The 25,952-nt window shown below is 71.8% G+C and carries 17 protein-coding genes and 1 pseudogene; 14 read left to right on the top strand and 4 right to left on the bottom strand.

All coding sequences use genetic code 11. The features are described 5' to 3' along the window. Positions 1 to 334: 334 nt before the first annotated feature. Positions 335 to 1,198: a DUF4190 domain-containing protein gene (locus tag C6376_RS44930; RefSeq protein ID WP_254075802.1), complete on the top strand. Its 864-nt coding sequence runs from the start codon at positions 335 to 337 to the stop codon at positions 1,196 to 1,198. A gap of 49 nt (positions 1,199 to 1,247) precedes the next feature. Here C6376_RS44930 and C6376_RS01110 read toward each other — a convergent pair whose 3' ends face one another. Then, the gene (locus C6376_RS01110) at positions 1,248 to 1,808 is read right to left on the bottom strand and encodes an NADAR family protein (RefSeq protein ID WP_173985555.1); all 561 of its coding nucleotides are present in this window, start codon (positions 1,806 to 1,808) and stop codon (positions 1,248 to 1,250) included. 222 nt (positions 1,809 to 2,030) lie between these two features. Here C6376_RS01110 and C6376_RS01105 point away from each other — a divergent pair, with 222 nt between their 5' ends. The 7 genes from C6376_RS01105 to C6376_RS01075 all read left to right on the top strand — a co-directional run bounded on the left by C6376_RS01105 (position 2,031) and on the right by C6376_RS01075 (position 9,809). After that, complete coding sequence (locus C6376_RS01105; RefSeq protein WP_107441681.1) at positions 2,031 to 3,545, top strand: gamma-aminobutyraldehyde dehydrogenase; 1,515 nt, start codon at positions 2,031 to 2,033, stop codon at positions 3,543 to 3,545. A 55-nt stretch (positions 3,546 to 3,600) separates the two neighbouring features. Beyond that, positions 3,601 to 4,848, top strand: coding sequence for a PotD/PotF family extracellular solute-binding protein (locus C6376_RS01100; RefSeq protein WP_107441680.1), 1,248 nt, complete (start codon positions 3,601 to 3,603; stop codon positions 4,846 to 4,848). A gap of 5 nt (positions 4,849 to 4,853) precedes the next feature. After that, positions 4,854 to 6,005, top strand: coding sequence for an ABC transporter ATP-binding protein (locus C6376_RS01095; RefSeq protein WP_173985849.1), 1,152 nt, complete (start codon positions 4,854 to 4,856; stop codon positions 6,003 to 6,005). Position 6,006: 1 nt separating this feature from the next. Further along, positions 6,007 to 6,936 carry an ABC transporter permease gene (locus C6376_RS01090; protein WP_107441678.1) on the top strand — a complete coding sequence of 310 codons (930 nt, stop codon included), beginning with the start codon at positions 6,007 to 6,009 and terminating at the stop codon, positions 6,934 to 6,936. Next, positions 6,936 to 7,736: an ABC transporter permease gene (locus C6376_RS01085; protein WP_107441677.1), complete on the top strand. Its 801-nt coding sequence runs from the start codon at positions 6,936 to 6,938 to the stop codon at positions 7,734 to 7,736. The genes C6376_RS01090 and C6376_RS01085 overlap by 1 nt, the downstream gene beginning before the upstream one ends. A 37-nt stretch (positions 7,737 to 7,773) precedes the next feature. Further along, positions 7,774 to 9,192: an FAD-binding oxidoreductase gene (locus C6376_RS01080; protein WP_107441676.1), complete on the top strand. Its 1,419-nt coding sequence runs from the start codon at positions 7,774 to 7,776 to the stop codon at positions 9,190 to 9,192. A gap of 164 nt (positions 9,193 to 9,356) precedes the next feature. Then, positions 9,357 to 9,809 (top strand): hypothetical protein, encoded by a 453-nt coding sequence (locus C6376_RS01075; protein WP_107441675.1) that lies wholly within the window; start codon positions 9,357 to 9,359, stop codon positions 9,807 to 9,809. 242 nt (positions 9,810 to 10,051) lie between these two features. On the opposite strand, the gene C6376_RS01070 is transcribed toward C6376_RS01075, so the two are convergent. After that, positions 10,052 to 11,737, bottom strand: coding sequence for a PucR family transcriptional regulator (locus C6376_RS01070; RefSeq protein WP_107441674.1), 1,686 nt, complete (start codon positions 11,735 to 11,737; stop codon positions 10,052 to 10,054). 216 nt (positions 11,738 to 11,953) lie between these two features. Beyond that, positions 11,954 to 14,335, bottom strand: coding sequence for an ATP/GTP-binding protein (locus tag C6376_RS01065; protein ID WP_107441673.1), 2,382 nt, complete (start codon positions 14,333 to 14,335; stop codon positions 11,954 to 11,956). Between the two features lie 237 nt (positions 14,336 to 14,572). On the opposite strand from C6376_RS01065, the gene gabT reads away from it, so the two are divergent. The 3 genes and pseudogenes from gabT to C6376_RS01045 all read left to right on the top strand — a co-directional run bounded on the left by gabT (position 14,573) and on the right by C6376_RS01045 (position 18,786). Further along, positions 14,573 to 15,907, top strand: coding sequence for a 4-aminobutyrate--2-oxoglutarate transaminase (gene gabT / locus C6376_RS01060; protein WP_107441672.1), 1,335 nt, complete (start codon positions 14,573 to 14,575; stop codon positions 15,905 to 15,907). Between the two features lie 121 nt (positions 15,908 to 16,028). Then, positions 16,029 to 16,991, top strand: a pseudogene (locus C6376_RS01050) (phosphatase PAP2 family protein); the annotation flags it as partial. Between the two features lie 349 nt (positions 16,992 to 17,340). After that, positions 17,341 to 18,786 carry an aldehyde dehydrogenase family protein gene (locus tag C6376_RS01045; protein ID WP_107441670.1) on the top strand — a complete coding sequence of 482 codons (1,446 nt, stop codon included), beginning with the start codon at positions 17,341 to 17,343 and terminating at the stop codon, positions 18,784 to 18,786. 169 nt (positions 18,787 to 18,955) lie between these two features. On the opposite strand, the gene C6376_RS01040 is transcribed toward C6376_RS01045, so the two are convergent. Continuing rightward, positions 18,956 to 21,826 (bottom strand): glycoside hydrolase family 3 C-terminal domain-containing protein, encoded by a 2,871-nt coding sequence (locus tag C6376_RS01040; RefSeq protein WP_107441669.1) that lies wholly within the window; start codon positions 21,824 to 21,826, stop codon positions 18,956 to 18,958. Between the two features lie 328 nt (positions 21,827 to 22,154). Between C6376_RS01040 and C6376_RS01035 the strand changes: the two genes are divergently transcribed. Genes C6376_RS01035 through C6376_RS01025 form a run of 3 tightly spaced genes read left to right on the top strand, consistent with a single transcriptional unit; the run spans position 22,155 to position 25,869 of the window. After that, complete coding sequence (locus tag C6376_RS01035; RefSeq protein ID WP_107441668.1) at positions 22,155 to 23,846, top strand: extracellular solute-binding protein; 1,692 nt, start codon at positions 22,155 to 22,157, stop codon at positions 23,844 to 23,846. Between the two features lie 26 nt (positions 23,847 to 23,872). After that, positions 23,873 to 24,916: a sugar ABC transporter permease gene (locus C6376_RS01030; RefSeq protein ID WP_107441667.1), complete on the top strand. Its 1,044-nt coding sequence runs from the start codon at positions 23,873 to 23,875 to the stop codon at positions 24,914 to 24,916. Further along, positions 24,913 to 25,869, top strand: coding sequence for a carbohydrate ABC transporter permease (locus tag C6376_RS01025; RefSeq protein WP_107441666.1), 957 nt, complete (start codon positions 24,913 to 24,915; stop codon positions 25,867 to 25,869). Before C6376_RS01030 ends, C6376_RS01025 begins: the two co-directional genes overlap by 4 nt. The last annotated feature ends 83 nt before the right edge of the window (positions 25,870 to 25,952 follow it).

The raw sequence follows: 25,952 nt of genomic DNA, 5'->3' as shown, positions 1-25,952 counted from the left end.
GACGCGGGTGATCGGCTGATCGATGAGTCCCGATCATCGTAGGCGGAGGCCCTGAGGTGCGGAGACCTGGATGCCCGGAGACCCATAGGCCTGAAGGCGCGGCTGGTGGAAGGCCCGGAGGTGGGGGCGGCGCAAAGACGTGGCGGTGGTGGGGCATCGGGGCTGGGGGAGGCGGTGGAGGGGTGGGTCGGCGGCCTTGCGCGTGGTACGGCCCGGTGACGTTCTCGGCTGCCACGGGCCGTAGCATGACGGAACGTACGCAGGGCGGAACCGTGTACGGATGACGGAACGCAGAGCGCCCGCCCGGTCGAGGGGCGACAGAGGGGATCCACGTATGTCCGACGACGCGCCGACTCCGGCCGGTGACGCCGCCCGCGACCCGTGGCCCGCGCCCGCCTCCGACGCGATGGACGGACCGCGGGACGCGGAGCCGGGGACGCGCCGGGTGCCGTTGGACAAGGCCGCCCCGGCCGGCAGTGCTCCGGACGCGGCCTCCCCGCTCCCGCCGAACCCGTGGGCGGCGCCCGGCGGCGAGGCGCGGGGCGGCCCCGGCCACACCGTCGCCGCGAACGAACCGCTGACCCCCGGCACCGGCGGTCCCGCAGCCCAGGACCAGGCGCCGCCCTCCGTCCACGACCAGCGGACGATGATTTCGCTGCCCGGCGTGACGCCTCAGCCCTGGGCCGACCCCTTCGGGGGACCGCAGCCGAACGGCACGCTCGGCGGCTTCCCGCCGCCGGATCCCGCCACGGCCGCGGGCGGTCCGCCGCCCGGCCACTTCGCTCCTCCGGCCCACTTCGCTCCTCCGGCCCACGGCGGGCCGGTGCCCCCACCGCCCATCGCTCCCGACGGGCCCGGGCAGGTCCCGTACGGCTACCCCGGCGGCTACGGCTATCCGTCCCACCCGCACTACGGTGGCGCGCCCGGCCTCTACGGCTGGGGCGGCGGGGTCGGGGACAACAACGGCCTGGGCGTGGCCGGACTGGTGCTCGGGATCCTCGCAGCCGTCGTCTTCTGTCTGTGGCCGCTGGCCATCGTCTTCGGCATCCTGGGCGTCGTGTTCGGCGCGATCGGCCGTGGAAAGGCCCGCCGGGGCGAGGCGTCGAACCCCGGTCAGGCACTGGCCGGGATCATCTGCGGCGCGGTGGGCATGGTGCTGGCGATCGGCATGGGCATCCTGACGTTCGTGGCCCCTTAGCGCCGAATCAGCACCGAACCGCCCCTGCCCCGCGCCCCCCTCCCGCGCCTCAGGCCCGTGTCAGCAGCCGCTCTCTGGCCTGCATCAGGGCGAAGCCCAGCAGGTTCAGGCCGCGCCAGCGCTCGGGGTTCATCGCCGCCTCGTCGTCCGCTGCCAGGCCGATGCCCCACACACGGTCCAGCGGGCTCGCCTCGACCAGCACCCTCGAGTGGGTGCCCAGCAGGAACGCGCTCAGTGCGGGGTCCGAGGCGAACTTGTGGACGCTGCCCTCGACGACGATCCGGAACCGCTCCCGCTCCCACGTCGCGTCGTCGAAGCCGCGGACCAGCCGCCCCTCCTTCTTCGCCTGGGCGGGCGACCCGGCGGCCAGCGCCCGCCTCTCCGCCTCCGGGTCCTCGAAGAGCCGTGCTTTCGCGGCCATCATCCAGTGTTCCGCGGTCGCGTAGACGACGTCGTCGACCACGAACGGTGACGGCCACCACTGGCTGAGGCAGCTCGCACCGATCCGCCCGTCCGGCCGCGGACGGTGGCCCCAGAAGTGCAGGTATTTGATGCGCGCCCCCGACCGGACCTCCCTGACCAGGGATTCCCGGCTGTCGATCGTCTCCATGCACCAGAGGATGGCACGCGCCACTGACAGACCGTCCTGCCTTTTCCGTCGCGACTCGACACCTGGTCGACCCCTCGCCGACAGATTCCGTCGCGTAACCAAAAGGCAACAACGGAATCACTTGTTGGAGTGCCCTTGCTCTGTCAGGATCGGCAATCAAATCAGGCTGGAGCTACGCCACCCGCCCCCGCGCACAGCGGGGCGAAGGCGGAGGAGAGCGACATGCAGGACCGGTTTCCCGCGCAGCGGTTGTTCGCGGAGGGCGCCCAGTACATCGACGGCCGCCTCGCCCGTGGCGACTCGGGGCGCGCCCATGCCGTGGTCGATCCCGCCACCGGTGAGGAGGTCTACACCTACGATCTGGCGGGCACGGACACCGTCGACGCGGCCGTCGCCGCGGCCCGGGCCGCTTTTCCCGGCTGGGCGGGCGCCACGCCGGGCGAGCGTTCCGACGCCCTGCACCGTTTCGCCGCGGTCCTCGCCGACCGCGCCGACGACTTCGCCCGCGCCGAGTCCCTTCAGTGCGGCAAGCCGCTGAAGCTGACCCGGGAGTTCGACGTCCCGGGGACGATCGACAACACCGCCTTCTTCGCCGGCGCCGCCCGGCATCTCGCGGGCCAGTCGGCCGGCGAGTACTCCGGCGACCACACCTCGTACGTCCGCCGGGAACCCATCGGTGTCGTCGGGTCCGTAGCACCCTGGAACTACCCACTCCAGATGGCGGCCTGGAAGATCCTCCCGGCGATCGCCGCGGGCAACACGATCGTGCTCAAGCCCGCCGAGCTCACCCCGCTCACCTCGCTGCTGTTCGCCCGGGCGGCGTCGGAGGCCGGGATCCCCGACGGTGTGATCAACATCGTCACCGGGACCGGACGGGAGGCGGGCGAACACCTCGTCGGCCACCCCGACGTCGTCATGACCTCCTTCACCGGCTCCACCGCCGTCGGCAGGCGGGTCGCCGAGATCGCCACCGCGACCGTCAAGCGGCTCCACCTGGAGCTCGGCGGCAAGGCGCCCTTCGTCGTCTTCGAGGACGCCGACCTGGAGGCCGCCGTCCACGGCGCGGTCGCCGGCTCGCTCATCAACACCGGGCAGGACTGCACGGCCGCCACGCGCGCGTACGTGCAACGGCCGCTCTACGAGGCCTTCGTCGAGCGGACGGCGGCCCTGATGGAGACCGTGCGGGTCGGGGACCCGTTCGCCGCGGGCACCGATCTCGGCCCGCTCGTGTCGCACGCGCACCGCGACCGGGTCGCCGCCCTCGTCGACCGGGCTCGCGGCTACGCGCGCGTGGTGACGGGAGGCGAGGCGCCCCAGGGAGACCTCGAGAACGGCGCCTACTATCTGCCCACCCTGATCGCGGACGCGGCCCAGGACAGCGAGGCCGTCCAGTCGGAGATCTTCGGGCCGGTGCTGGTCGTCCTGCCGTTCGACACCGACGAGGAGGGCATCCGGCTCGCCAACGACACCCCCTACGGGCTCGCGGCCTCGGCGTGGACCCGGGACGTCTTCCGGGCGAACCGTGCCACACGCGAGATCAAGGCCGGGTGCGTGTGGATCAACGACCACATCCCGATCATCAGCGAAATGCCGCACGGCGGTTACAAGGCATCCGGCTTCGGCAAGGACATGTCAGCGTACTCGTTCGAGGAGTACACGCAGGTAAAGCACGTTATGTTCGATAACACGGCGGTGGCCCGCAAGCCCTGGCACCGCACGGTCTTCGGGGACTCATAAGCGACGACGAACGGCCGCAGACCACGGCCGGACCTCCCGAAAGGGCACCACGCGCATGGAGCAGTACGAGCCCGACCGCCTGAGCCCGGCCGAACTGGCCGCCGTACGGCGCAGTTTCCGAGGCGGCAGGGCGGCCATGAACCGCCGGTCGCTGTTGCGCGCCTCCGCCGGCGGCGCGCTCACCCTGGGCGGCCTCGGAGCGCTGGCCGGCTGCGGAATCCCCGCCGCCGGCAAGTCGCAGGGCGGCGTGTCCGCCGACGACCATTCGGCGAAGGAGAAGGTCGTCAACTTCTCCAACTGGCCGGAGTACATCGACGTGGACGACAGCGGGAAGCACCGTCCCACGCTGGACGCGTTCCGCAAGCGGACCGGCATCACGGTCAAGTACACCGAGGACATCAACGACAACGACGAGTTCTTCGGCAAGATCCAGCCGCAGCTCGCCGCCGGTCAGGACACCGGCCGCGACCTCATCGTCCTCACCGACTGGCTGGCCGCCCGCATGATCAGGCTCGGCTACGTCCAGAAGCTGGACGCGTCGAACCTTCCGCACGCCTTCGCCAACCTGTCGGACCAGTTCCGCAGCCCCGACTGGGACCCGGGCCGCGCCTACTCGTACCCCTGGCAGGGCATCTCGACGGTCGTCGCCTACAACAAGAAGGCGCTCGACGGCGTCGAGGTGAAGTCGGTCTCCGACCTGCTCGACACCCCCGCGCTCAAGGGCCGGGTCGGCCTGCTGACCGAGATGCGCGACACCGTCGGCATGACCATGCTCGACATGGGCAAGGACCCGGCGAAGTTCACCGACGACGACTACGACGCGGTCGTCGCCCGCCTCCAGAAGGCCGTCGACAGGGGCCAGATCCGCCGCTTCACCGGCAACGACTACACCTCCGACCTCAGTAAGGGCGACCTGGCGGCCTGCGTCGCCTGGGCCGGTGACATCGTGCAGCTCCAGGCCGACAACCCGGACGTCGGGTACGTCATCCCGGACAGCGGCTACATGACGTCGACCGACAACATGCTGATCCCCAACAAGGCTCGCCACAAGACGAACGCCGAGCGGCTGATCGATTACTACTACGAGCCCGAGCCGGCCGCCGAACTGGCCGCGTACATCAACTACGTGAGTCCGGTCGCCGACGTGAAACCGTACCTCGCCAAGATCGACAAGTCGGCGGCGGACAACCCGCTGATCCTTCCCGACAAGGCCATGCAGGCCAAGTCCCACGCCTTCCGCTCGCTGAGCCCGAAGGAAGAGACCGCCTACCAGGCCAAGTTCGCAAAGCTCACTGGGGCGTGACGACGATGAAGACGACCGACAGCGGCAGCGGCGACGTCCGCCTCACCGGCATCAGCAAGACCTACGGCTCCTTCACCGCCGTGCACCCGCTGGACCTGACCGTCCCGCAGGGCTCCTTCTTCGCCCTGCTCGGCGCGTCCGGCTGCGGCAAGACCACCACCCTGCGCATGATCGCCGGCCTGGAGGAACCGTCCTCCGGGACCGTGCACCTCGGCGACCAGGACGTGACGGCGCTCCCGCCCTACAAGCGGCCGGTGAACACCGTGTTCCAGTCCTACGCCCTCTTCCCGCACCTCGACATCTTCGAGAACGTCGCCTTCGGCCTGCGCCGACGCGGCATCAAGAGCGTGAAGAAGCAGGTCGAGGACATGCTGGAGCTCGTCCAGCTCGGGGAACAGGCCCGCAAGAAGCCCCACCAGCTCTCCGGCGGCCAGCAGCAGCGCGTAGCCGTGGCCCGTGCCCTGATCAACCACCCCAAGGTGCTGCTGCTCGACGAGCCGCTCGGCGCCCTCGACCTCAAGCTGCGCCGCCAGATGCAGCTGGAGCTCAAGCGCATCCAGACCGAGGTCGGCATCACCTTCGTCCACGTCACGCACGACCAGGAGGAGGCCATGACGATGGCCGACACGGTCGCCGTGATGAACGGGGGCCGCGTCGAACAGCTCGGCTCCCCGGCCGACCTCTACGAGAACCCGCACACCACGTTCGTCGCCAACTTCCTCGGCACCTCCAACCTGATCGAGGCCGAGGTCGACTCCAAGGCCGGTGACGACATCGTGCTCAAGGCGGGCGACGGCAAGCTCGTGCTGCCCGTGGCGCGCTGCTCCGCGCCCACCACGAACGGCGGCCGGGTGCTGGTCGGCGTACGCCCCGAGAAGATCTCCCTGACCCACGCCGACGACGCCGGCGAGATTCCCGAGGGCCGCAACCGGATCACCGGGAAGATCGCCGACTCCTCGTTCATCGGCGTCTCCACCCAGTACGTGATCGACAGCTCGGTCTGCCCGGAGTTCGAGGTCTACGTCCAGAACGTCGACCGCGACGCCCGGCTCGTGCCCGGCGCCGACGTGGTCCTGCACTGGAGCCCGGCCCACACCTTCGGCCTCGACGCGGCCCAGGACATCGACGCGGGCATCCAGGAAGAGGCGGGGGTCTGAGATGGCGACGCTCACCGAGGCGCCCCCGCCTCTCTCCCCGACGACGCCGACGAGGAAGTCGCCCCGCAAGCGCGGCCGTCTGACGCCGTACTGGCTGCTGCTGCCGGGCCTGCTCTGGCTGGTCGTGTTCTTCGCGCTGCCGATGATCTACCAGGCCTCCACGTCCGTGCAGACGGGCTCCCTGGAGGAGGGCTACAAGGTCACCTGGCACTTCGCGACCTACTGGGACGCCCTCAGCGCGTACTGGCCGCAGTTCCTGCGCTCGGTCCTCTACGCGGGCGCCGCGACGGTCCTGTGCCTGGCGCTCGGCTACCCGCTGGCCTATCTGATCGCCTTCCGGGCCGGCCGCTGGCGGAACCTGATCATGATTTTGGTGATCGCGCCGTTCTTCACCAGCTTCCTGATCCGCACCCTCGCCTGGAAGACGATCCTCGCGGACGGCGGCCCCGTCGTCGGCGCCCTGAACACCCTGCACGTCCTGGACGTCACCAGCTGGCTCGGCTGGACCGCGGGCGACCGCGTCCTCGCCACGCCCCTCGCGGTGGTCTGCGGTCTGACGTACAACTTCCTGCCGTTCATGATCCTTCCGCTGTACTCCTCACTGGAACGCATCGACGGACGGCTGCACGAGGCGGCCGGCGACCTGTACGCCAGGCCGGCCACCGTCTTCCGCAAGGTCACCTTCCCGCTGTCGATGCCGGGCGTGGTCTCGGGCACCCTGCTCACCTTCATCCCGGCGTCCGGCGACTACGTCAACGCGGAACTCCTGGGCTCGACCGACACCCGCATGATCGGAAACGTCATCCAGACGCAGTTCCTGCGGGTGCTGGACTATCCGACGGCGGCGGCCCTGTCCTTCATCCTCATGGCCGCGATCCTCTTCATGGTCACCTTCTACATCCGCAGGTCGGGGACGGAGGATCTGGTCTGATGCGCCTCGTCAACTGGCTCAAGCGCCATTTCGTGGTCATCGCGGGACTTCTCACGCTCGGCTATCTCCTCCTGCCGAACGTCGTCGTCACCGTGTTCTCCTTCAACAAGCCGAAGGGCCGTTTCAACTACGAGTGGCAGCAGTTCTCCACCGACGCCTGGCAGGACCCGTGCGGGGTCGCGGGCCTGTGCGGCTCGCTGTCGCTCAGCCTCCAGATCGCGGTGTGGGCGACCCTCGGCGCCACCCTGCTCGGCACGATGATCGCCTTCGCGCTGGTGCGCTACCGCTTCCGCGCGCGCGGCGCGGTGAACTCGCTGATCTTCCTGCCGATGGCGATGCCCGAGGTCGTCATGGCCGCCTCGCTGCTCACCCTGTTCCTCAACCTCGGCGCACAGCTGGGGTTCTGGACCATCCTCATCGCGCACATCATGTTCTGCCTGAGCTTCGTCGTGACGGCGGTCAAGGCGCGCGTCATGTCGATGGACCCCCGGCTGGAACAGGCCGCCCAGGACCTCTACGCCGGGCCGGCGCAGACGTTCCTGCGCGTCACCCTGCCCATCGCGGCCCCCGGAATCGCCGCGGGCGCGCTGCTCGCCTTCGCGCTGTCCTTCGACGACTTCATCATCACCAATTTCAACGCGGGCTCGACCGTCACCTTCCCCATGTTCGTGTGGGGCTCGGCGCAGCGCGGAACGCCCGTCCAGATCAACGTCATCGGCACGGCCATGTTCCTGGTCGCCGTCCTGCTGGTGCTGACGTCGATGGTCGTCGGCAACCGCCGCAACAAGCAAAAGGCATAGAGCCCGAAGCCGACAGGCCCCGTAGGGAGTTGACATCATGGCCCCAGGCGCCATGAACCGGTGGACCACTTCTCTTTCCGACGCACAGCCCGTCCCGTACTGGCTGGACGACCCGGGCAGACCCCGCCCCGAACCCGCGCTCACCGGCCCCGAGACCTGCGATCTGCTGGTCGTCGGGGGCGGATACAGCGGACTGTGGACCGCGCTCGTCGCCAAGGAGCGCGACCCGCAGCGGGACGTGGTGCTGCTGGAGGGCCGCGAGGTGGGCTGGGCCGCCTCCGGCCGCAACGGCGGGTTCTGCGCGGCCTCCCTCACCCACGGGCTGCCCAACGGGCTGGCCCGGTGGCCGGACGAGATCCACCGGCTCGAGGAGCTGGGGATGCGCAACCTCGACGGGATCGAGGCGGCGATCGCCCGGCACGGCATCGACTGCGACTTCGAGCGCACCGGCGAGATCGACGTCGCCACCGAGGAGTACCAGGCACGGGAACTGCGCGACTGGTACGAGGAGCTCGGGAACAGGGGCCTCGCCGACGGCATCGAGTTCCTCGACGCCGACGCGGTGCGCGAGCAGGTCGCCTCGCCCACCTTCCGGGCGGGCCTGCACGACCGCCGGGGCGTGGCCATGCTCCACCCCGCCAAGCTCGTCTGGGGTCTGAAGCAGGCGTGCGTCCGCCTCGGGGTGCGGGTGTACGAGCACACGCCCGCGCTGGACCTGAAGCCGTACGGCGCGGGGACGACCGTCCGCACGCCGTACGGGCAGGTCCGCGCCCGGCAGGTGGCCCTCGGTACGAACATCTTCCCGAACCTGGTCAAGCGCGTGCGCGCGTACACCGTCCCGGTCTACGACTACGCGCTGATGACCGAACCGCTGACCGCGGCACAGATCGACTCGATCGGCTGGAAGAACCGGCAGGGACTCGGGGACAGCGCCAACCAGTTCCACTACTTCCGGCTGTCCGCCGACAACCGGATCCTGTGGGGCGGGTACGACGCCGTCTACCCCTACGGGGGCCGGGTGCGCGCCGAGTACGACGACCGGCCGGAGACCTACGCGAAGCTCGCCGGACACTTCTTCACCTGCTTCCCGCAGCTGGAGGGCGTCCGCTTCACGCACGCGTGGGGCGGGGCGATCGACACCTGTTCGCGCTTCTCGGCGTTCTTCGGCACCGCGCACCAGGGGAAAGTCGCCTATGCGGCCGGGTACACCGGCCTGGGCGTCGGCGCGACCCGGTTCGGCGCGGAGGTGATGCTCGACCTGCTGGCGGGGGAGAGCACCGAGCGGACACGGCTGGAGATGGTCCGCAGGAAGCCGCTGCCCTTCCCGCCCGAGCCCTTCGCCTGGACCGGCATCGCCCTCACCAAGTGGTCGCTGGCCCGCGCCGACGCGCACGGAGGCCGGCGCAACCTGTGGCTGAAGACCATGGACCGGCTGGGGCTCGGTTTCGACAGCTGAGCCGGCCAGGCGCCGCCCCGCGAAGCCCGGCCCGCCGACAGCGGCCCGCGGCATGTGACCCGGTTCACCCGTACGAGTGGTCCGAACCCGCGTAATGCACGCCGCCGGCCTCCCTCTCCCTCGTGGACGCGCCCGCGTCCCACGAGCGAGAGGGAGGTCCTCACATGGCTGGGGCGAAGACGGCGGTCGACTGGCTGGCATCCGTCGCACCGGATCCCGAGGCGTGCCGCAGGGAGTGGGAGCTCAACCCGCTCGGGGTGGCGCTGCTGCCCGCGGGCAGGGCCTGGGACGTGCTCATCCTGCCGGGCACGCTCGGCTATCCCACCCTCGACGTGCTCACCCGGATCCTCGACCGGCCGGGCCCGGTGCTCGTCGACTTCGGCGACGACCGCATGGGGTTCTTCGTGGCGCCGGGGACGGCGGCGCGCTGGCTCGGCACCGGCATCCGCACCGCGGGGGCCGGCACCTGGATCGTGGTGCCCCATCCGGGCCGCTCGGCCAGGGGAGTCCGCTGGCTGGTGACGCCGGACGGCTCAGGCACGCTGACCGACGCGGTGCTCCTCGAACTGGCGATGCACGAGGCGGCGGCGGGTCTGGCCGCCGGAGAGGACGGCTGACCACCGGACGCGCTCGCACAGCCGTACCCGCCGGACCTGTGAGCCCCACGTCCGAGACCCGCAGGCGCGCCGGCCGTTCCCACACCGGCCGCCCGCGCGGCCGGCACGGCACCGGTACGGCCGCGTGCCCGGGTGGCCTGGTCTCCGGTCTCTGATCCCACGACCCGGTCTCGGTCGAGGGCGAGGGCGAGCGAGGGCGGTGCCGGGCGCGGGGCGGGAGCGGTGTCGTCGCGGCGGGGCGTTCAGTCCGTCGACGTCGCCTTCAGGGCCAGCCACAGCTCCATGCGGACGTCCGGGTCGTCCAGCGAGCGGCCGAGGATCTCCTCCACCCGGCGCATGCGGTACCGCAAGGTGTGGCGGTGGACGCCCAGGTCGGCCGCCGCCGCGTCCCACTGGCCGTGGCGGGAGAGCCAGGCCCGCAGGGAGGCCACCAGATCGCCGCGGCCGGTCGCGTCGTGCTCGTGCAGGGCGCGCAGCAGGCTGTCCGCGAACGCCTTCACCGCGTCGTCCGCGAGCAGCGGCAGCACCGACCCCGCCGCCAGCCGCTCGTGCTCCACGAACACCCGGCCCCGGCGCCGTGCCACGGACAACGCCTGCTCCGACTGCTTGTAGGCGGCCGCCGCCGCGATCGGCCCGGCCGGCGCGGAGAGGCCCACCACCAGCTCGTCCCCCGGGTCCGCCTCGGCCGCGCCGCCCCCGTTCGCCCGGGAGGCCTCCAGCGCCGTCGCGTACCGGGCGCATGCCGACACGGCCGCTCCGCCGTCCGTGACCAGCGCCACCAGCCGTTCGCCCTCGGGCACCACCAGCACCGCCTCACCGGCCCGGGCGGCCGCCGACTCGAGGGCCTCGACTAGACCGCCGAAAGGATCGTCGGCCGTGTCGGACACGGTCTGCGGCCGGGCCGTGAGCGGACCGTGCCCGGGCCCCTCGGGGCGCGCCCGCACGACCGCGGCCGGCACGGACTCGGCGACGATCACCCGGAAGGGCACGTCGAGCAGATCGCCGTACAGGTGCCCGGCGACGGCCCGCGCGTGGTCCGGTTCACCCGCCAGCAGCATCCGCAGCACCGCCGCGCCGATCCGCTGCTGCGCCGCGTACAGCGAGCGCGAGCGTTCCGTGGTGAGGGTGAGCAGCGCGATGGCCGAGTGGACGGCGTACCGCTCGGCGGTGCCCGGAGCCGCGGCGGTGCCGACGGCGAGCGCCGCGCGAGGACGCCGCCCGGTGCCCAGAGAGTGCAGTTCGACCCGGTCGTCGTGGCGGTCCCCGGACGCGGCGTGCTGGGGCCCGCCGCCGCTGCCGACCACCGCCGAGGCCGGGGCGGGCCGCTCCCGCAGCCGCTCCACCTCGGCGGTGAGGCGGGCGGCCCGCCGGGCGGCCCACTCGGGCGCGGCCGCCACCACGGCGCCCGAAGCGTCGTACAGCGCCGCCCACCCGTCGACCTGGGCGGCGAGCGCGCGGAGCAGCCCTTCGGCGCCGTCCGTGAGGGCCTGCTTCGTCAGCTCGCGCTGAGCCGCGAACCCGGCGGTCACCGCCCGGTACTGGTCGGCCGCGATCGCCGCCGACACCGCCTTGCTGATCGCGAGGAAGGGCGTGCGGCGCGGCACCTCCAGCAGGGGCAGGTTCTCCTCCTCCGCCGCGTCCACGAGCGCCTGCGGGATCTCGTCGTAGTTGACGCCGACGGCGAAGCCGAGCCCGACCACGCCGGCCCTCGACAGCCGCCGCACATAGCGCCGCATGGCCTCCGGGTCCTCCGCGTCCAGCTTGAGCGCGGTGATCAGCAGCAGCTCCCCGCCCTCCATGTACGGCACGGGGTCCGCGAGCTCGCTGACGTGCGCCCAGCGCACCGGCACGTCAAGACGGTCCCCGCCGGCCCGCACGGTGAGCTTCAGCGCGGAGTGGTGGACGAGCGACGCGAGGGTGGGAGGCATGGGGCCTTCAGGTCGGGGGAGGGAGCGGAGCGATCCGGGTGCGGACGTGAGGGGGCGTGCCGCTCCCGACGCCTGCTCTGCTGAGGCCTGCTCTTGTGGTGCGTGATCCGTGGCACGTGGTCCTGGCGCATGATCCCGCGGCGCGTGATCCTTTGGCCGCTTCGTATGAACGGCCTGTCTCGATTCTGCCTCACCGTACGGTCGCGGGCCGCCGTTTCAGCCGCGCAGGTCCAGCAGCAGCGGCGGCGCGTGCTCGCCGTCCGTGCTCGTCAGGGACAGCACCGCGTGGCCGGGCGGGATCTCGTGCGCCAGCTGGGACGCCGACCACCGCTCCCGCTCCACCTGCCGCACGGTCACCGCGTCCGTGGTCACCGCCCTGCCGGTCACCAGCTTGCGCAGCGCGTGGATGGCGCGGGTCATCGGCTGGTCGGCGAAGACGGTGTGCTTGGCGACCTCCGTGGTCTCCACCCACTCGGTGCCCCACGCCTGCGCGAACCGGCTGCCGTCCCACGTGGTGATGCCGGAGAACGCCATCCGGCAGCCGACCGCCCCGTACAGCGGCCCGTGCAGCGCCTCGGGCACGTCGACGACGCTGCGCAGGGCGAGCACCACGCCCGCGTTCTGCGAGCGCAGCCGTTGCAGCCGGCGTACGGACCCCTCGGTGACGGTCCCCGTGGCGTCGTCGAGGACGAGGCACGCGAAGTGGTCGCGCCGCTCCCGTACGACCGTCTGGAACTGGGCGAGGACCAGCCGGGTGATCAGCCGGCCCGCCTCCTCGTGTCCCCGGTCCGGCAGGTCGACACGGACCCGCAGCGGATGATGGGCGACGGCGCGCAGCGAGAACGCCCGGTGCGCGCCGCTCCCGCCGCCGAAGAACTCCGCGAACACCGGACGGTTCAGCAGCGCCAGCCGGTCGGCGAGGGCACGGCCCGCGTCGCCCGGGGCCCCCGTCTGGCGGACGCGTGCCTCCAGCTCCCGGCGCATCACCTCGTCGCCTGCCACCGCCTCGCGCAGCGCGGCGACCGCCCCCGGCTCGCCCTCCAGCAGTTCGAGCAGTTCGGGGAGGGAGGGGAAGCGCCCGTGGGCGGCCCGGTAGGGGCCGAGCAACTGGGCCAGCGCCGTCGTCGCGCCCTGGCCGCTCACCGCGTCGAGGTCGCCGGCCAGCGCCTCGGCGAGGAGCGCGGCCGCCTCGTCCGGGTCGTCCGAGCCCGCGTACGGGTCCAGGTCGTGCACGGACGACGGGTCGCCGATCCGGACGATCACGTCGAACGCCGCGTCCGGGCCGAGCGGTCCGCCGCCCGGCGACGACACGGCGACCACGGCGCACGTGCCGGTGAGCGCCTGCAGGGCCAGCGCCTCGGTCAGCGGTTCGAGCAGGTTGCGTGTCTTGCCCGACCCGGACGGCCCGACGGCGAGCAGCGAGGTGCCCAGCACGTCCGGGCCGAGAGCGGCGCCCGCCTCCCGGTAGCCGACGGGAGTGCGCTCGCCGCCCGCCCAGCGGCCGATGCGCACCTGCCCGGCGAGCAGGTCGTGGCGCGCTGCGCGCCGGGGCAGGTCGCGGGCGCCGGAGGGGTGGGTCCAGGCGCCGCCGCCCTGCCGCAGCACGGTCTCCCGGAAGTCCCCGAGTCCGGCGGTCCACGCCCGCCGGACGCGTACGCAGTCCACGTCGTTCATCCGGCCCGCGGCGACCTCGCCGGTCAGCAGGTCGGCCGCCTCGTACTGCCCGGCCTCCCGCAGCTCGGGCCACTGGGAGCGGGGCCGCTCGGCCGCGGGCGCGGCCGGGCCGGGCCCGGCCCCGCGGGCGGCGAGCAGTTCCTTCGCGTACGGCCACCAGCCGCCGACCCGGGCGAACGGCCACACCACCAGCAGCGTGACGGCGGCGTACAGCGCGTTCGTGAACAGGGGGGAGGCGAACAGCTCGTAGCCGCCGGCGATCAGCACGATGAGCGAGAACAGCGGGTCGACGACCGGCAGCGCGTCCCAGCCGACGCCGAACGCGCCGGGGAGGACGAGGCTCAGCGCGGCGAGAGCGCCGAGCAGGGCGATCAGGGCCCGCCCGGGCTGCGGCCGACGGCCGACGAAGTGCCGCACCACGTGCGGCCAGCTGCCCAGCCGTCCCATGGCGTAGACGAGGACGGCGAAGAAGACGCCGTCGTAGACGACCCGCGCCTCAGCGCCCTCCGTGGTCTTCGGGGAGGCGATGGTGCCGCCCCACCACCAGTCGTCCGGGGTGAACAGCCGCAGCAGGGTGAACTGGTAGGGCATGGCGCCCCGCCGCCACAGCGACCACAGGACCAGCGCGATGACCAGCGGCACCAGCATGCCGATGACGGTCACGGGCGCGAGCCGCTCCGCGGTCCGCACCGTCCTCGGCGGCCGGTGACCGTGCCGCCAGACGCCCGGCCGGGTCGCGGGGCGCGCCTCGTCGAGCCAGGCGGCCACCGCGGAAGCGGCCCGCGGGGCGTGCTCGAAGGCGGGCGGGACGGCCGGCGCCCGGTCCGGCCGCGGCGGCGTGGCGGGCGGCCTCGGCGGCCCTGCCGGGCGCGGCACAGGATTCGCCTGCGCACGCCGCGCGTCCTGCGTCCCGTCGCTGTCCATCGCCCCTGCCCCCTGACCAGCCGTTCCGTCTGCCATCAGCGAGTCAATCTAACGCGCCCGCAAGGGGAGTTCACCGCTTACGCGGCCGGGCCTGCGACGATCGCCGCCCGTGCGCACTGTCCACGACGGACAAGCCGACCCGCCGACACCGCCCACATGGAGCATGCCGACCCACCCCTCCCCGTCCTAGCCTGCGAGAAGAGAACGAAAGCGTCCGCAGAACCCCAGGAGCCCCTCATGACCGCCCTTCCGCAGGAGCGCCGCGTCGTCACCGCCATCCCCGGCCCCAAGTCGCAGGAACTGCAGGCCCGCCGGACCGCCGCGGTCGCGGCCGGCGTGGGCTCGGTGCTGCCCGTGTTCACCGCGCGCGCGGGCGGCGGCATCATCGAGGACGTCGACGGCAACCGCCTGATCGACTTCGGCTCCGGCATCGCCGTCACCTCCGTCGGCGCGTCCGCCGAGGCCGTGGTGCGCCGGGCCTCCGCCCAGCTCGCCGACTTCACCCACACCTGCTTCATGGTCACGCCCTACGAGGGATACGTGGAGGTCGCCGAGGCGCTCGCCGAGCTGACCCCGGGCGACCACGCCAAGAAGTCCGCGCTGTTCAACTCCGGCGCCGAGGCCGTCGAGAACGCCGTGAAGATCGCGCGGGCGTACACCAGGCGCCAGGCCGTCGTCGTCTTCGACCACGGCTACCACGGGCGCACCAACCTCACCATGGCGCTGACCGCGAAGAACATGCCGTACAAGCACGGCTTCGGCCCGTTCGCGCCCGAGGTCTACCGGGTGCCGGTCGCCTACGGCTACCGCTGGCCGACCGGCGCCGAGAACGCCGGCCCCGAGGCCGCCGCCCAGGCCGTCGACCAGATCAGCAAGCAGGTCGGCGCGGAGAACGTGGCCGCCATCATCATCGAGCCGGTGCTCGGCGAGGGCGGCTTCATCGAACCCGCCAAGGGCTTCCTGCCGGCCATCAGCAAGTTCGCGTCCGACAACGGCATCGTCTTCGTCGCCGACGAGATCCAGTCCGGCTTCTGCCGCACCGGCCAGTGGTTCGCCTGTGAGGACGAGGGGATCGTCCCCGACCTGATCACCACCGCCAAGGGCATCGCCGGCGGTCTGCCGCTGGCCGCCGTCACCGGCCGCGCCGAGATCATGGACGCGGCGCACGCGGGTGGTCTGGGCGGCACCTACGGCGGCAACCCGGTCGCCTGCGCGGGCGCGCTCGGCTCCATCGAGACGATGAAGGAGCTGGACCTCAACGCCCGGGCGAAGAACATCGAGGCGATCATGAAGGCCCGCCTCACCGCCATGGCCGAGAAGTTCGACGTCATCGGAGACATCCGCGGACGCGGCGCGATGATCGCCATCGAGCTGGTCAAGGACCGCACGACGAAGGAGCCGAACGCCGAGGCGACCGCCGCGCTCGCCAAGGCCTGCCACCAGGAGGGCCTGCTGGTGCTCACCTGCGGCACCTACGGCAACGTGCTGCGCTTCCTGCCCCCGCTGGTCATCGGCGAGGACCTGCTCACCGAGGGCCTCGACATCATCGAGCAGGCGTTCGCGCGCATCTGATGCGGTCCCCGCACAGCTGATCCCCCGCGGCCGCACAGCGTGTGAAGAAGGTGTGCGAGGAGGATGGCGGGACGGCAGACGACCTGTCGAACGGTCTGCCGCTGCCGTAGGTTCTACCCGGATGAGAGATACACCCCGCCCGCGGGAGACCGTGGGCGGATTCCAGGCCGGGGTTTCCCCAGCTTCGACCTGGTCGTGCCCTCGCGCACACAACCGGAGCTTCAGGCTTCGGATCTCCACCGATCGGACGGTCGCCCGCCCCAAACCCCCCGGGGCGGCCGGCATCTCCGGTCCGGACGGCCACCCCGGAACAATCCCCCCTGTTCCGGGGCGGCCGACCTCCTTCTCCACGCGCCGACCACGCGGAAAGACCCCGGATGCGCTCCGGGGTCTTTTTCGGTCGTCCTCCGCCGGACGGCCGCTCCGACAAGCTGACAAGCTGTGGGCCATGTCGTCCCGTCCGAGCCGCCCGCCACTCGGCCCCCCCGCCGGCCCCCGCTCCGGCCCCCACCCCGGTCACCGTTTCGGCCGCCCCCTCGTCGGCCTTCTCTGCGGTCTGCCCGCCGTCCTCTTCGCGGTGATCACCTGGCAGGTCGCCGTCGGCGGACCGCTGCTGCGCGCGGACGAACGCCTCAGCCGGGCCCTCGTCCACCCCGACCGGGTCTCCGAGCTGCTGGCCGACCTGGGCGAGGTGCAGATCGCGGTGCCCGTGCTGGTGCTGGCCGCCGGGTACGCGGCCCGGCGGGGGAGTGCGGCGGGCGGGGCGCGGTGGTGGGCGCCGCCGGTCGCGGCGCTGGGCCTGATGCTGCTGGTGCCGCTGATCGTCGTCCCCCTCAAGGAGTGGACCGACCGGCCCGGCACGCCCGCCGTGCCGCCCGCCACCGGCTACTACCCCTCCGGGCACACGGCGACGGCGGCCGTCGCCTACGGTTCGGCGGTGCTGGTCCTGCTGCCGTGGCTGCGGACCGCGACCGCCCGCCGGGCTGCCGCGGCCGTGAGCGCGCTCCTCGTCCTCGCCGTCTCCTTCGGGCTGGTCCGGCGCGGCTACCACTGGCCGCTGGACGTGGTGGCCAGCTGGTGTCTGTGCACGGTGCTGCTCGGAGCGCTGTGGCTCCTGTCCGCACGGGAACGGGGCCGCCCGGCGCCGGAACACGGCCCGGCAAGGGAACGCGGCCCGGCAAGGGAAGGCGGCCCGGCACGGGAAGGCGGCCCGGCACGGGAAGGCGGCCCGGCACGGGAACACGGCCCCGCACGGGAACACGGCCCCGCACGGGAACGCCGCCGACCACGCCAAACCGTCGCACCCGAGCCGCCCACCCGTACGACTCGGACAAGCGCCCCCTCGGCCTCACGCCCCTACCGTGGACCACGAAAGCCACAGGACACCCCCTAAGCGGAAGGGCCGGGACTCGACCATGCCCCAGGAAACGAACGTGGGGGCCACCCACGCCTTCTGGCTCGCCGGACGCCAGGTCACCGGTGAGGACAGCTTCGACGTCACCTCCCCGTGGGACGGCCGTCTCGTCGGCAGGGTCGGCGTGCCGACGGACGCGCAGGTCGAGGAGGCCGTCGCCGCCGCGTACGCCGTGCGGGACGAGTTCGCCGCCACCCCGGCCCATGTGCGCGCCGCCGCCCTCGACCACGTCAGCAAGCGGCTCGCCGAGCGCACCGAGGAGATCGCGCGGCTGATCTCCGCCGAGAACGGCAAGCCCGTCAAGTGGGCGCGCGGGGAGGTCGGCCGGGCCGTCTCCGTGTTCCGCTTCGCGGCCGAGGAGGCCCGTCGGTTCAACGGCGGCGAGGCCCAGCGGCTCGACACCGACGCCGGCGGCCAGGGGCGGCTCGCGCTCACCCGGCGCTTCCCGAAGGGCGTGGTGCTCGGCATCGCGCCGTTCAACTTCCCGCTGAACCTGTGCGCCCACAAGATCGCCCCGGCCATCGCGGCCGGCGCGCCGATCATCCTGAAGCCCGCCCCGGCGACCCCGCTGTCCGCTCTGGTCATCGGCGAGCTGCTCGCCGAGACCGAGCTGCCCGTCGGTTCCTGGTCGATCCTGCCGGTCTCCAACGACCGCATGCCGGCCCTCGTCCAGGACGAGCGGCTGCCCGTGATCTCCTTCACCGGCTCCGAGAAGGTCGGCTACGCGATCATGGACTCGGTGCCGCGCAAACACTGCACCCTGGAGCTGGGCGGCAACGGCGCGGCCGTCGTCCTCGGCGACTTCGCGAGCGACGCCGACCTCGACTGGGCCGCCACCCGCATCGCGACCTTCTCCAACTACCAGGGCGGTCAGTCCTGCATCTCCGTGCAGCGGGTCATCGCGGACGCCTCCGTGTACGACCGGCTGCTGCCGCGCATCGTCGCCGCCGTCGAGGCGCAGGTCACCGGCGACCCGTCGGACGCCGCGACCGACGTCGGCCCGCTGGTCAGCGAGGACGCGGCCCGGCGGGTCGAGACATGGGTGGACGAGGCCGTCGCGGCGGGGGCGAAGCTCCTGACCGGCGGTGAGCGCGACGGCGCCACCTACGCGCCGACCGTGCTGGTCGACGTGCCGGCCGACACCAAGGTCGCCTGCGAGGAGGTCTTCGGACCGGTCCTCACCGTGCAGCGCGCCGACGGCGAGGCCGAGGCCTTCGCGGCTGTCAACTCCTCCAAGTACGGCCTCCAGGCGGGCGTGTTCACCCATGACGTCCAGGCGGCCTTCCGCGCCCACCGCGCGCTCGAGGTCGGCGGCGTCGTCATCGGCGACGTGCCCTCCTACCGCGCCGACCAGATGCCGTACGGCGGCGCCAAGCAGTCCGGCGTGGGCCGCGAGGGCGTCCGGTTCGCGATGGAGGACTACACCTACGAGCGGGTGCTGGTGCTGACGGGGCTCGCGCTCTGAGCCGGTCGGCCCCCGACCGGCCGGATCCCGGCCGTCCGGAACCCTCTAGCTAATGGGAACCATTTTCATATAGTCTTCGGGTCGGCGCTCACACGCCGTCCCCGAAGGGGCCCGGCGCCGCTGCCTTCCGGCGCCGGGCCCCTTCTTGCTGCCGGCCTCGTCCGGACCCTCAACCGGAGAAGCCGACGTGCGCGAGCCGCAGTGGGCCGCGCAGTCCGAGGCGCAGGTCGCGGACGCCGTCCGCGACGAAGGGCGCGTCCACGGTGACATAGGCGTACGGGCCCGGCGTGGGAGTGCCGAGGGCCACCGTGGCCAGCACCGGGCCGCCGTCCAGGGACAGCTCCACCGTGCCCCGGCCGGACGCCGTCACCGTCACCGCCGTCACCCCCGGTGTGTCCGCGCCCGCGCCGAAGTCGCAGGCGCGGTAGAGCAGTTCGCCCGCCCCTCCGTCGACCGGCGTCACCGCGTCGCCCGACTCCTTCGTGCGGTCGACGATCTCGGTGCCGCCCTGCTCGTCGAAGTCGGCCGCCGCGAGTCCGTCCGCGCGCACCGCGCGCGGCGCCGTCGGCTCGCCGTCGAGTACGGCGGTCGCGCGCAGGCGGACGTCCTCGCTGGACGCGCCGACCAGCAGTTCGTACGGGCCCGGCTCCAGACGCGGCCCGCCCCGCGCCACGTCCCAGAACGCGAAGGCGGACAGCGGCACGTCGAAGGCGACGTCCGTGCTCGCCCCGGGGACCAGGGTGATCCGGCGGCAGTCGAGCAGCTCACGGCGCGGGCGGACGACCGACGGGTCCACGGCGCGGGCGTACAGTTGGACGACCTCGTCGGCCGTCATGTCGCCGGTGTTGGTCAGCGTGCAGGCGACGTGCGCCCTCCCGTCCCTCACCCGCACCGCGAGATCGGTGTACGCGAACGAGGCGTACGACAGGCCGTGCCCGAACGGGAACAGCGCGGCGCCCTCGAAGTAGAGGTAGGTCTGCCGGGCGCCGATCACGTCGTAGTCCAGCAGGTCGGGCAGGTCCGCGTCGTCGGCGTACCAGGTCTGCGGCAGGCGGCCGGCCGGGGAGACGTCGCCGGCCAGGACGCGCGCCAGGGCGGCCCCCGCGGCCTGGCCGCCGTGCGCTGTCCACAGCGCCGCGGACAGCGGGCCGGGCTCGAACGCGTACGGGTACGCCGACACCAGCACCAGCACCGTGCGCGCCTGCGCCGCCCGGGCGGCCGCAAGCAGCCGCTCCTGGTGGGCCGGCAGGCGCAGCGTGGTGCGGTCCTCGGTCTCCCGGCCGTTGATGTGCGGGTCGTTGCCGGCCACCACCACGACCACGTCGGCCCCGGCGGTGATCCGGGTCACTGCGCTCTCGCCTGATTCGACGACGATGAGCTCGAAGACCTCGGGGCTCCCCCCGGTCTCCGCGTCCGGTCCGGCAACCCGCACATCGTCGGCGGCGACACACACGTGACGACCCGTGCCCAGGTGCAGCAGGAGGTGACCGTTTCCGTGGGGTTCCAGGCGGAACGTCTCCTGCACGATCCAGCCGCCGGGCTGGTCCGCGGAGGCGCGCAGCAGGCCGTCCTCGGCGACCGAGAGGTAGCGGCCGTCGGGGGCGCGCAGCGTCAGCACGCCCTCGCCCCAGTCCACCAGCGCCAGCTCCGTGCCCTCGGCGTCCGCGGTCAGCGGCGGCAGGTCGGTGCGGCCGGCCAGCAGCGCAGGGTCGAGGGCGCCCTCGGCGCCGCGCACCTCGTCGCAGGCCTCGGGCGTGGCGGGGACCTTCAGGAACGCTCCGGCCGAGGTCTTCAGCAGGACCCGGTCCACGCCCTCGGCGAACTCGACCCGCTCGGCGCCGAACCGCTCGTACAGCCCCTCCAGCGGGGTGGAGCGGTGGATCGGCGTGCCGCTGTACCAGTCGACCTTGCACTCGTCAGCGAGCAGTCCGACCACCGCGATCCGGGTGTCGGCGGCCAGCGGCAGCACGCCGTCGTTGCGCAGCAGCACCACCGCCTGCTCGGCGGCCTTGCCGGCGAGCGCGCGGTGCGCCGGGGTGTCGAACTCGCCGGTCCCCGCGTGCGGGTCGTCGTGCGGGTCGAACTCGCCGAGCCGGAAGCGGACCGAGAGCTGGCGGCGGACCGCCGTGTCGACGTCCGCCTCGGTGAGCAGGCCCTGCTCCAGGGCGCCCCGGACCCGGGCGACGATCTTCGAGCCGTCGGTGCCGTGGTCGGTGAAGCTGTCCACGCCGGCGAGCAACGAGGCCGCCGTAGCCTCCTCGTGGGTGTCGAAGTAGTGCTCGGAGTCGACCAGGTTGGACGGCGCGCCCGCGTCGGAGCAGACCATCAGGTCCTCGTCGGTCCAGGCCCGCAGCTGCTCGCGCAGATACGGCGAGACGTGGTTGGGGCGGCCGTTGACCAGGTTGTACGCGGGCATCACGCCCGCCACCGCGCCCGCCTCGACGGTGTCGCGGAAGGCGCGCAGATCGTACTCGTGGAGCACCCGGGGACGCACCGACGACGAGGTGAGGGCGCGGTCCGTCTCGTTGTTGTGCGCGAGCCAGTGCTTGAGGACGGGGGCCGTGCGCCAGTACGTCGGGTGGTCTCCGCGCAGGCCGTGGGTGTACGCGGTGGCGATGGCGGACGTCAGCTTCGGGTCCTCCGAGTAGCCCTCCTCGTTGCGGCCCCACAGGGGGTGGCGCAGCAGGTTGACGGTGGGGGCCCAGACGTTCAGCCCGACGCGCTCGTCGAGGGCGCGCATCGCCCGTACCTCCTTGGACACCGCCTCGCCGACCCGCCGTACCAGATCGGTGTTCCAGGTCGCTCCCAACCCGACGGCCTGCGGGAACACCGTCGCCGGGCCCATCCACGCGACGCCGTGCAGCGCCTCCTGGCCGGTGCGGAACGCCTCGACGCCGAGCCGCTCGACGGCCGGGGCGAACTGGTGCAGGAAGGAGACCTTCTCGTCCAGGGTCAGCCGGGACAGCAGGTCGTCGATGCGCTTCGCGAACGGCAGCCGCGGATCGCGGAAAGGCGGCGTGGGCGGCGTGTGTGCGGTCACGTGGGGTTCCCTTTGCGATGGAGCGAGCTGGCTCTTTCGAAGCGCTTCGATGCTCATTCGGCGTACCGGTGGGTGTCAAGGGGACCTCACGCTTATTTCAAGCGGTGCATACGAACAGGTCACCCCGGATGCCTCGGAGGAAACTTGGGGACGACCCTTGTGCGCCCTCGGGTGTTCACTTAACCTCGCAGCAACATCGAAGCGCTTCGACTGAAAAGCCTCAGCGTATGGGGCCGCAGGAACCGCTTCAGCTCAGCCAGTTCCACTCGAGACACCGCAGCCGACGGCCACCGCCGGGTGTCCTGGTGCGCCATGAAGGGTTGACGCAATGACGCCGAACGCCGCTTCCGCCTCCTCCGGGCCGAGCCGGAGAAGCTTCCTCGCCTCCACGGCGGTCGCCACCGCAGCGGTGGCGGGAGGGATGCCACTGCTCGCCGCCTGCGGCGGTTCGGAGAGCGGCTCGCGCGACGGCACCACGTCGGGCAAGGACGCCAAGAAGATCCTCCCCGCCTTCGTGGCCAGCAACGTGGTGACGCCGGACATCCCGGCCAAGAACGGCTCGGCGATCGGGTTCACCGGCAAACTGGACCTGGCGACGCTGAAGGACTCGGTGCCCAAGAAGCTCGGCAAGGGCGGCAAGGTCACGATCATGTCGCCGTTCTGGGGCTCCCCGCCCAAGGGCACGAACGCCTACTACAAGGGGATGAACGACCTCATCGGCGTCGACGTCGTCTGGCAGAACCAGGACGGCAACACCTACGACCAGAAGCTCGGCGCGGTCCTCGCCTCCAGCGAGGTGCCCGACGTGGTGGTCGTCCCCGGCTGGAACATGGGCGGCAAGATACCCAGCGCCATCCTCAGCAAGTTCGCCGACCTCGGCCCCTACCTGTCCGGCGACAAGGTCAAGGAGTACCCGAACCTCGCGGCGATCCCGACGGACGCCTGGCAGCGCTCCATCTTCGGCGGCAAGCTGCGCGGTCTGCCGATGCCCGCACCGTACGTCCCCAGCATCGTGCCCCTCTACCGCAAGGACATCTTCGACAAGGAGGGCTACCAGGTACCGCGCTCGGCGGACGAGTTCATGGCCCTGGCCAAGGAGATCACCAACGCCAAGGCCAAGCGGTGGGCCTGCCTGGACATGAAGTGGACCGCCTGGCAGATGTTCGGCGTGCTCTCCGGCAGCGAGAAGCCGCTCGGCTGGAACCTCGTCGACGGCAAGCTCGTCAACCGCATCGAGACCGACGAGTACCTCGAGGCACTGGAGTGGACCCGCAAGCTGTTCGCCGCCAAAGTGGTGCACCCCGACGGCGAACTGGGCAAGACGGCCCCCGACCCCGGCCCCAAGTTCGCGGCGGGCGAGTTCCTGATCTACGCCAACAACATCAGCCAGTGGTGGGGCCGCACCGCCGAACAGGCCACCCAGAACCCGCAGTTCAAGATCTGGGGGATGGACGTCTTCGCGCACGACGGCGGCGACCCCACCCTCTGGGCCGAACAGCCGGCCGGCATCTTCGCCTTCGTCAACAAGAAGGCGTCCGAGTCGGTCATCCGTGACGTGCTGGCCGTGGCCAACGTCACCGCCGCGCCGTACGGCACCAAGGAGTACATGATGACCAACTACGGCGTGGAGGGAACCCACTACACCGTCAAGGACGGTGTCCCGGTCAAGACCGACCTGGGCAACAACGAGGTGTCGAACGCGTACGTCATGGTCGCGAGCCCCGCCGCCACCATCGCGCACCCCGACTTCCCCGCGGTCGCCAAGGCGCAGGTCGAGTGGCAGCAGCGCGCGGGCGGCTTCACCAAGAAGTCCTCCTTCTACGGCATGCAGATCACCGAGCCGGCCCGCTACACCAACCTCTCCAACGACTTCGAGCAGTTGGAGGACGACGTCACCCGCGGCCGCAAGAAGATCAGCGACATGCAGCAGGCCGTCTCCGACTGGAAGAGCAAGGGCGGCGACAAGCTGCGCGACTGGTACCAGAAGCTGCTCGACGACAACGGTCCGGCGGCGGGCTGACCGGCAGCGAGGCGAGGAGAACGGCCGTGTCCCACAGCACGGTGCCTCGAAGCGGGGCCAAGACGACGAAAGCCCGACCGCCGCGGATCCCGGCGCCGGCCGGCGGTGACACCGGCGCGCGGAAGGAGACAGGCCCCACCGGGAAGCAGAGCCTGCGGCTGCGGTTCCGGCGGGACCGGACCCTGCTCCTGATGACCCTGCCGGCCCTCGTGCTGCTCCTGGTCTTCAACTACCTCCCGATCCTGGGCAACATCGTCGCGTTCCAGGACTACGACCCGTACATCAGCGACAACGGCATCGTCTCGATGCTGCACAGTCCCTGGGTGGGCCTGGAGAACTTCCAGCGCATCTTCGAGGACTCGGCGTTCTGGAACGCGGTGCAGAACACCCTGGTCCTCTTCTTCCTCCAGCTCGTGCTGTACTTCCCGATCCCGATCGTCCTCGCCCTGGTGATCAACAGCGTGGTCAGGCCGAGGGTGCGGGCGCTCTCGCAGGCGATCCTCTACCTGCCGCACTTCTTCTCCTGGGTGCTGGTCATCGCGGTGTTCCAGCAGCTGTTCGGCGGCGCGGGCATCCTGTCGCAACTCCTGCGCCAGCACGGCTACGACGGCCTCGACATCATGACCGACCCGAACACCTTCAAGTACCTCGTCACGGCGGAGAGCGTGTGGAAGGACGCGGGCTGGGGGATCATCGTCTTCCTCGCCGCGCTCTCCTCCGTCCCGACGGACCTCTACGAGGCCGCCGCGATGGACGGCGCCGGGCGCTGGCGCCGTACCTGGCACGTGACGCTGCCCGCGCTGCGGCCGGTGATCGCGCTGCTCCTGGTGCTGCGGGTGGGGGACGCGCTGACGGTCGGCTTCGAACAGATCCTGCTGCAACGTGACGCGGTCGGGCCGGGAGCCTCGGAGGTGCTGGACACCTTCGTCTGGTGGAACGGCGTGCGCAACCAGGACTTCGGATACGCGGCCGCCGCAGGGCTGGTCAAGGGCGTCGTCAGTCTCGGACTGGTCCTCGCCGCGAACAAGGTGGCCCATCTCATGGGCGAGCAGGGGGTGTACAAGAAGTGAGCACGGTCCTCGACAAGGCGGCGGTCCTCGGCAAGGCGACGGCGGACCGGCCCGGCCGGTGGGCGGCCCCGCCCCGTCCGGCCTGGGAGGAGGAGCCCGGCAAGGCGGGCCTCGCGGGCAAGGGAATCGTCCTCGCGCTCGCCTGCTTCGGCATCGTCTTCCCCATCTGGATCGTCGTCGTCACCAGCCTCTCCTCACGCAGGACGATCGACGAGGCCGGCGGCCTGGTGATGATCCCCAAGGGCATCACCTTCGTCGCCTACCAGGAGCTGCTCAGCGGTGGACAGGTGACGAGGGCGGCGGTGATCAGCGTGCTGATCACCGTCGTCGGCACCCTCTTCTCGATGAGCGTCTCCGTGCTGTGCGCCTACGGGCTCTCGCGCCCGGGTTCGCTCGCGCACCGCTGGATCCTGATGATCCTGCTGGCGACGATGTTCTTCAGCGCCGGCCTGATCCCGACCTATCTCCTGGTGCAGTCGCTCGGCCTGACCGACACCTACCTCGCGCTGATCCTGCCGAGCGCGATCAGCGTGTTCAACATCCTGGTCCTGCGCGGCTTCTTCACGGGCATCTCGCAGGAACTCATCGACAGCGCGCGGATCGACGGGGCCGGGGACTTCCGGATCCTGTGGCAGATCATCATGCCTCTGTCGAGGGCGGTGCTGGCCGTGATCACGCTCTTCTACGCCGTCGGCTACTGGAGCGCCTGGTTCAACGCGTCGCTGTACCTCAACGACCAGGACATGATGCCGCTGCAGAACGTCATGATCCAGCTGGTGCAGAAGCAGGAGGCCCCGGTCGGCCTGGGCCAGGCCATCAAGACCGGTCAGCTGTCGGGTCTCGCCGTGCAGATGGCGGTCATGGTGATGGCGCTGCTGCCGGTCGCCGTGCTGTCCCCGTTCGTCCAGAAGCACTTCAAGAAGGGCATGCTCACCGGCGCGGTGAAGGGCTAGCGGCCCCGCCGGTGAGGCCGGTTCGTCCGAGACCTTCGGGCCGTGCGCTCGTGCGCCGGTCCGTGGCCGGCCGCGCCCGCGCG

This window comes from Streptomyces sp. P3 (assembly GCF_003032475.1).
GTDB lineage: Bacteria > Actinomycetota > Actinomycetes > Streptomycetales > Streptomycetaceae > Streptomyces.
The sequence above is the reverse complement of the archived record's forward strand: the minus strand, read 5'-3'. Positions and strand labels throughout refer to the sequence as shown.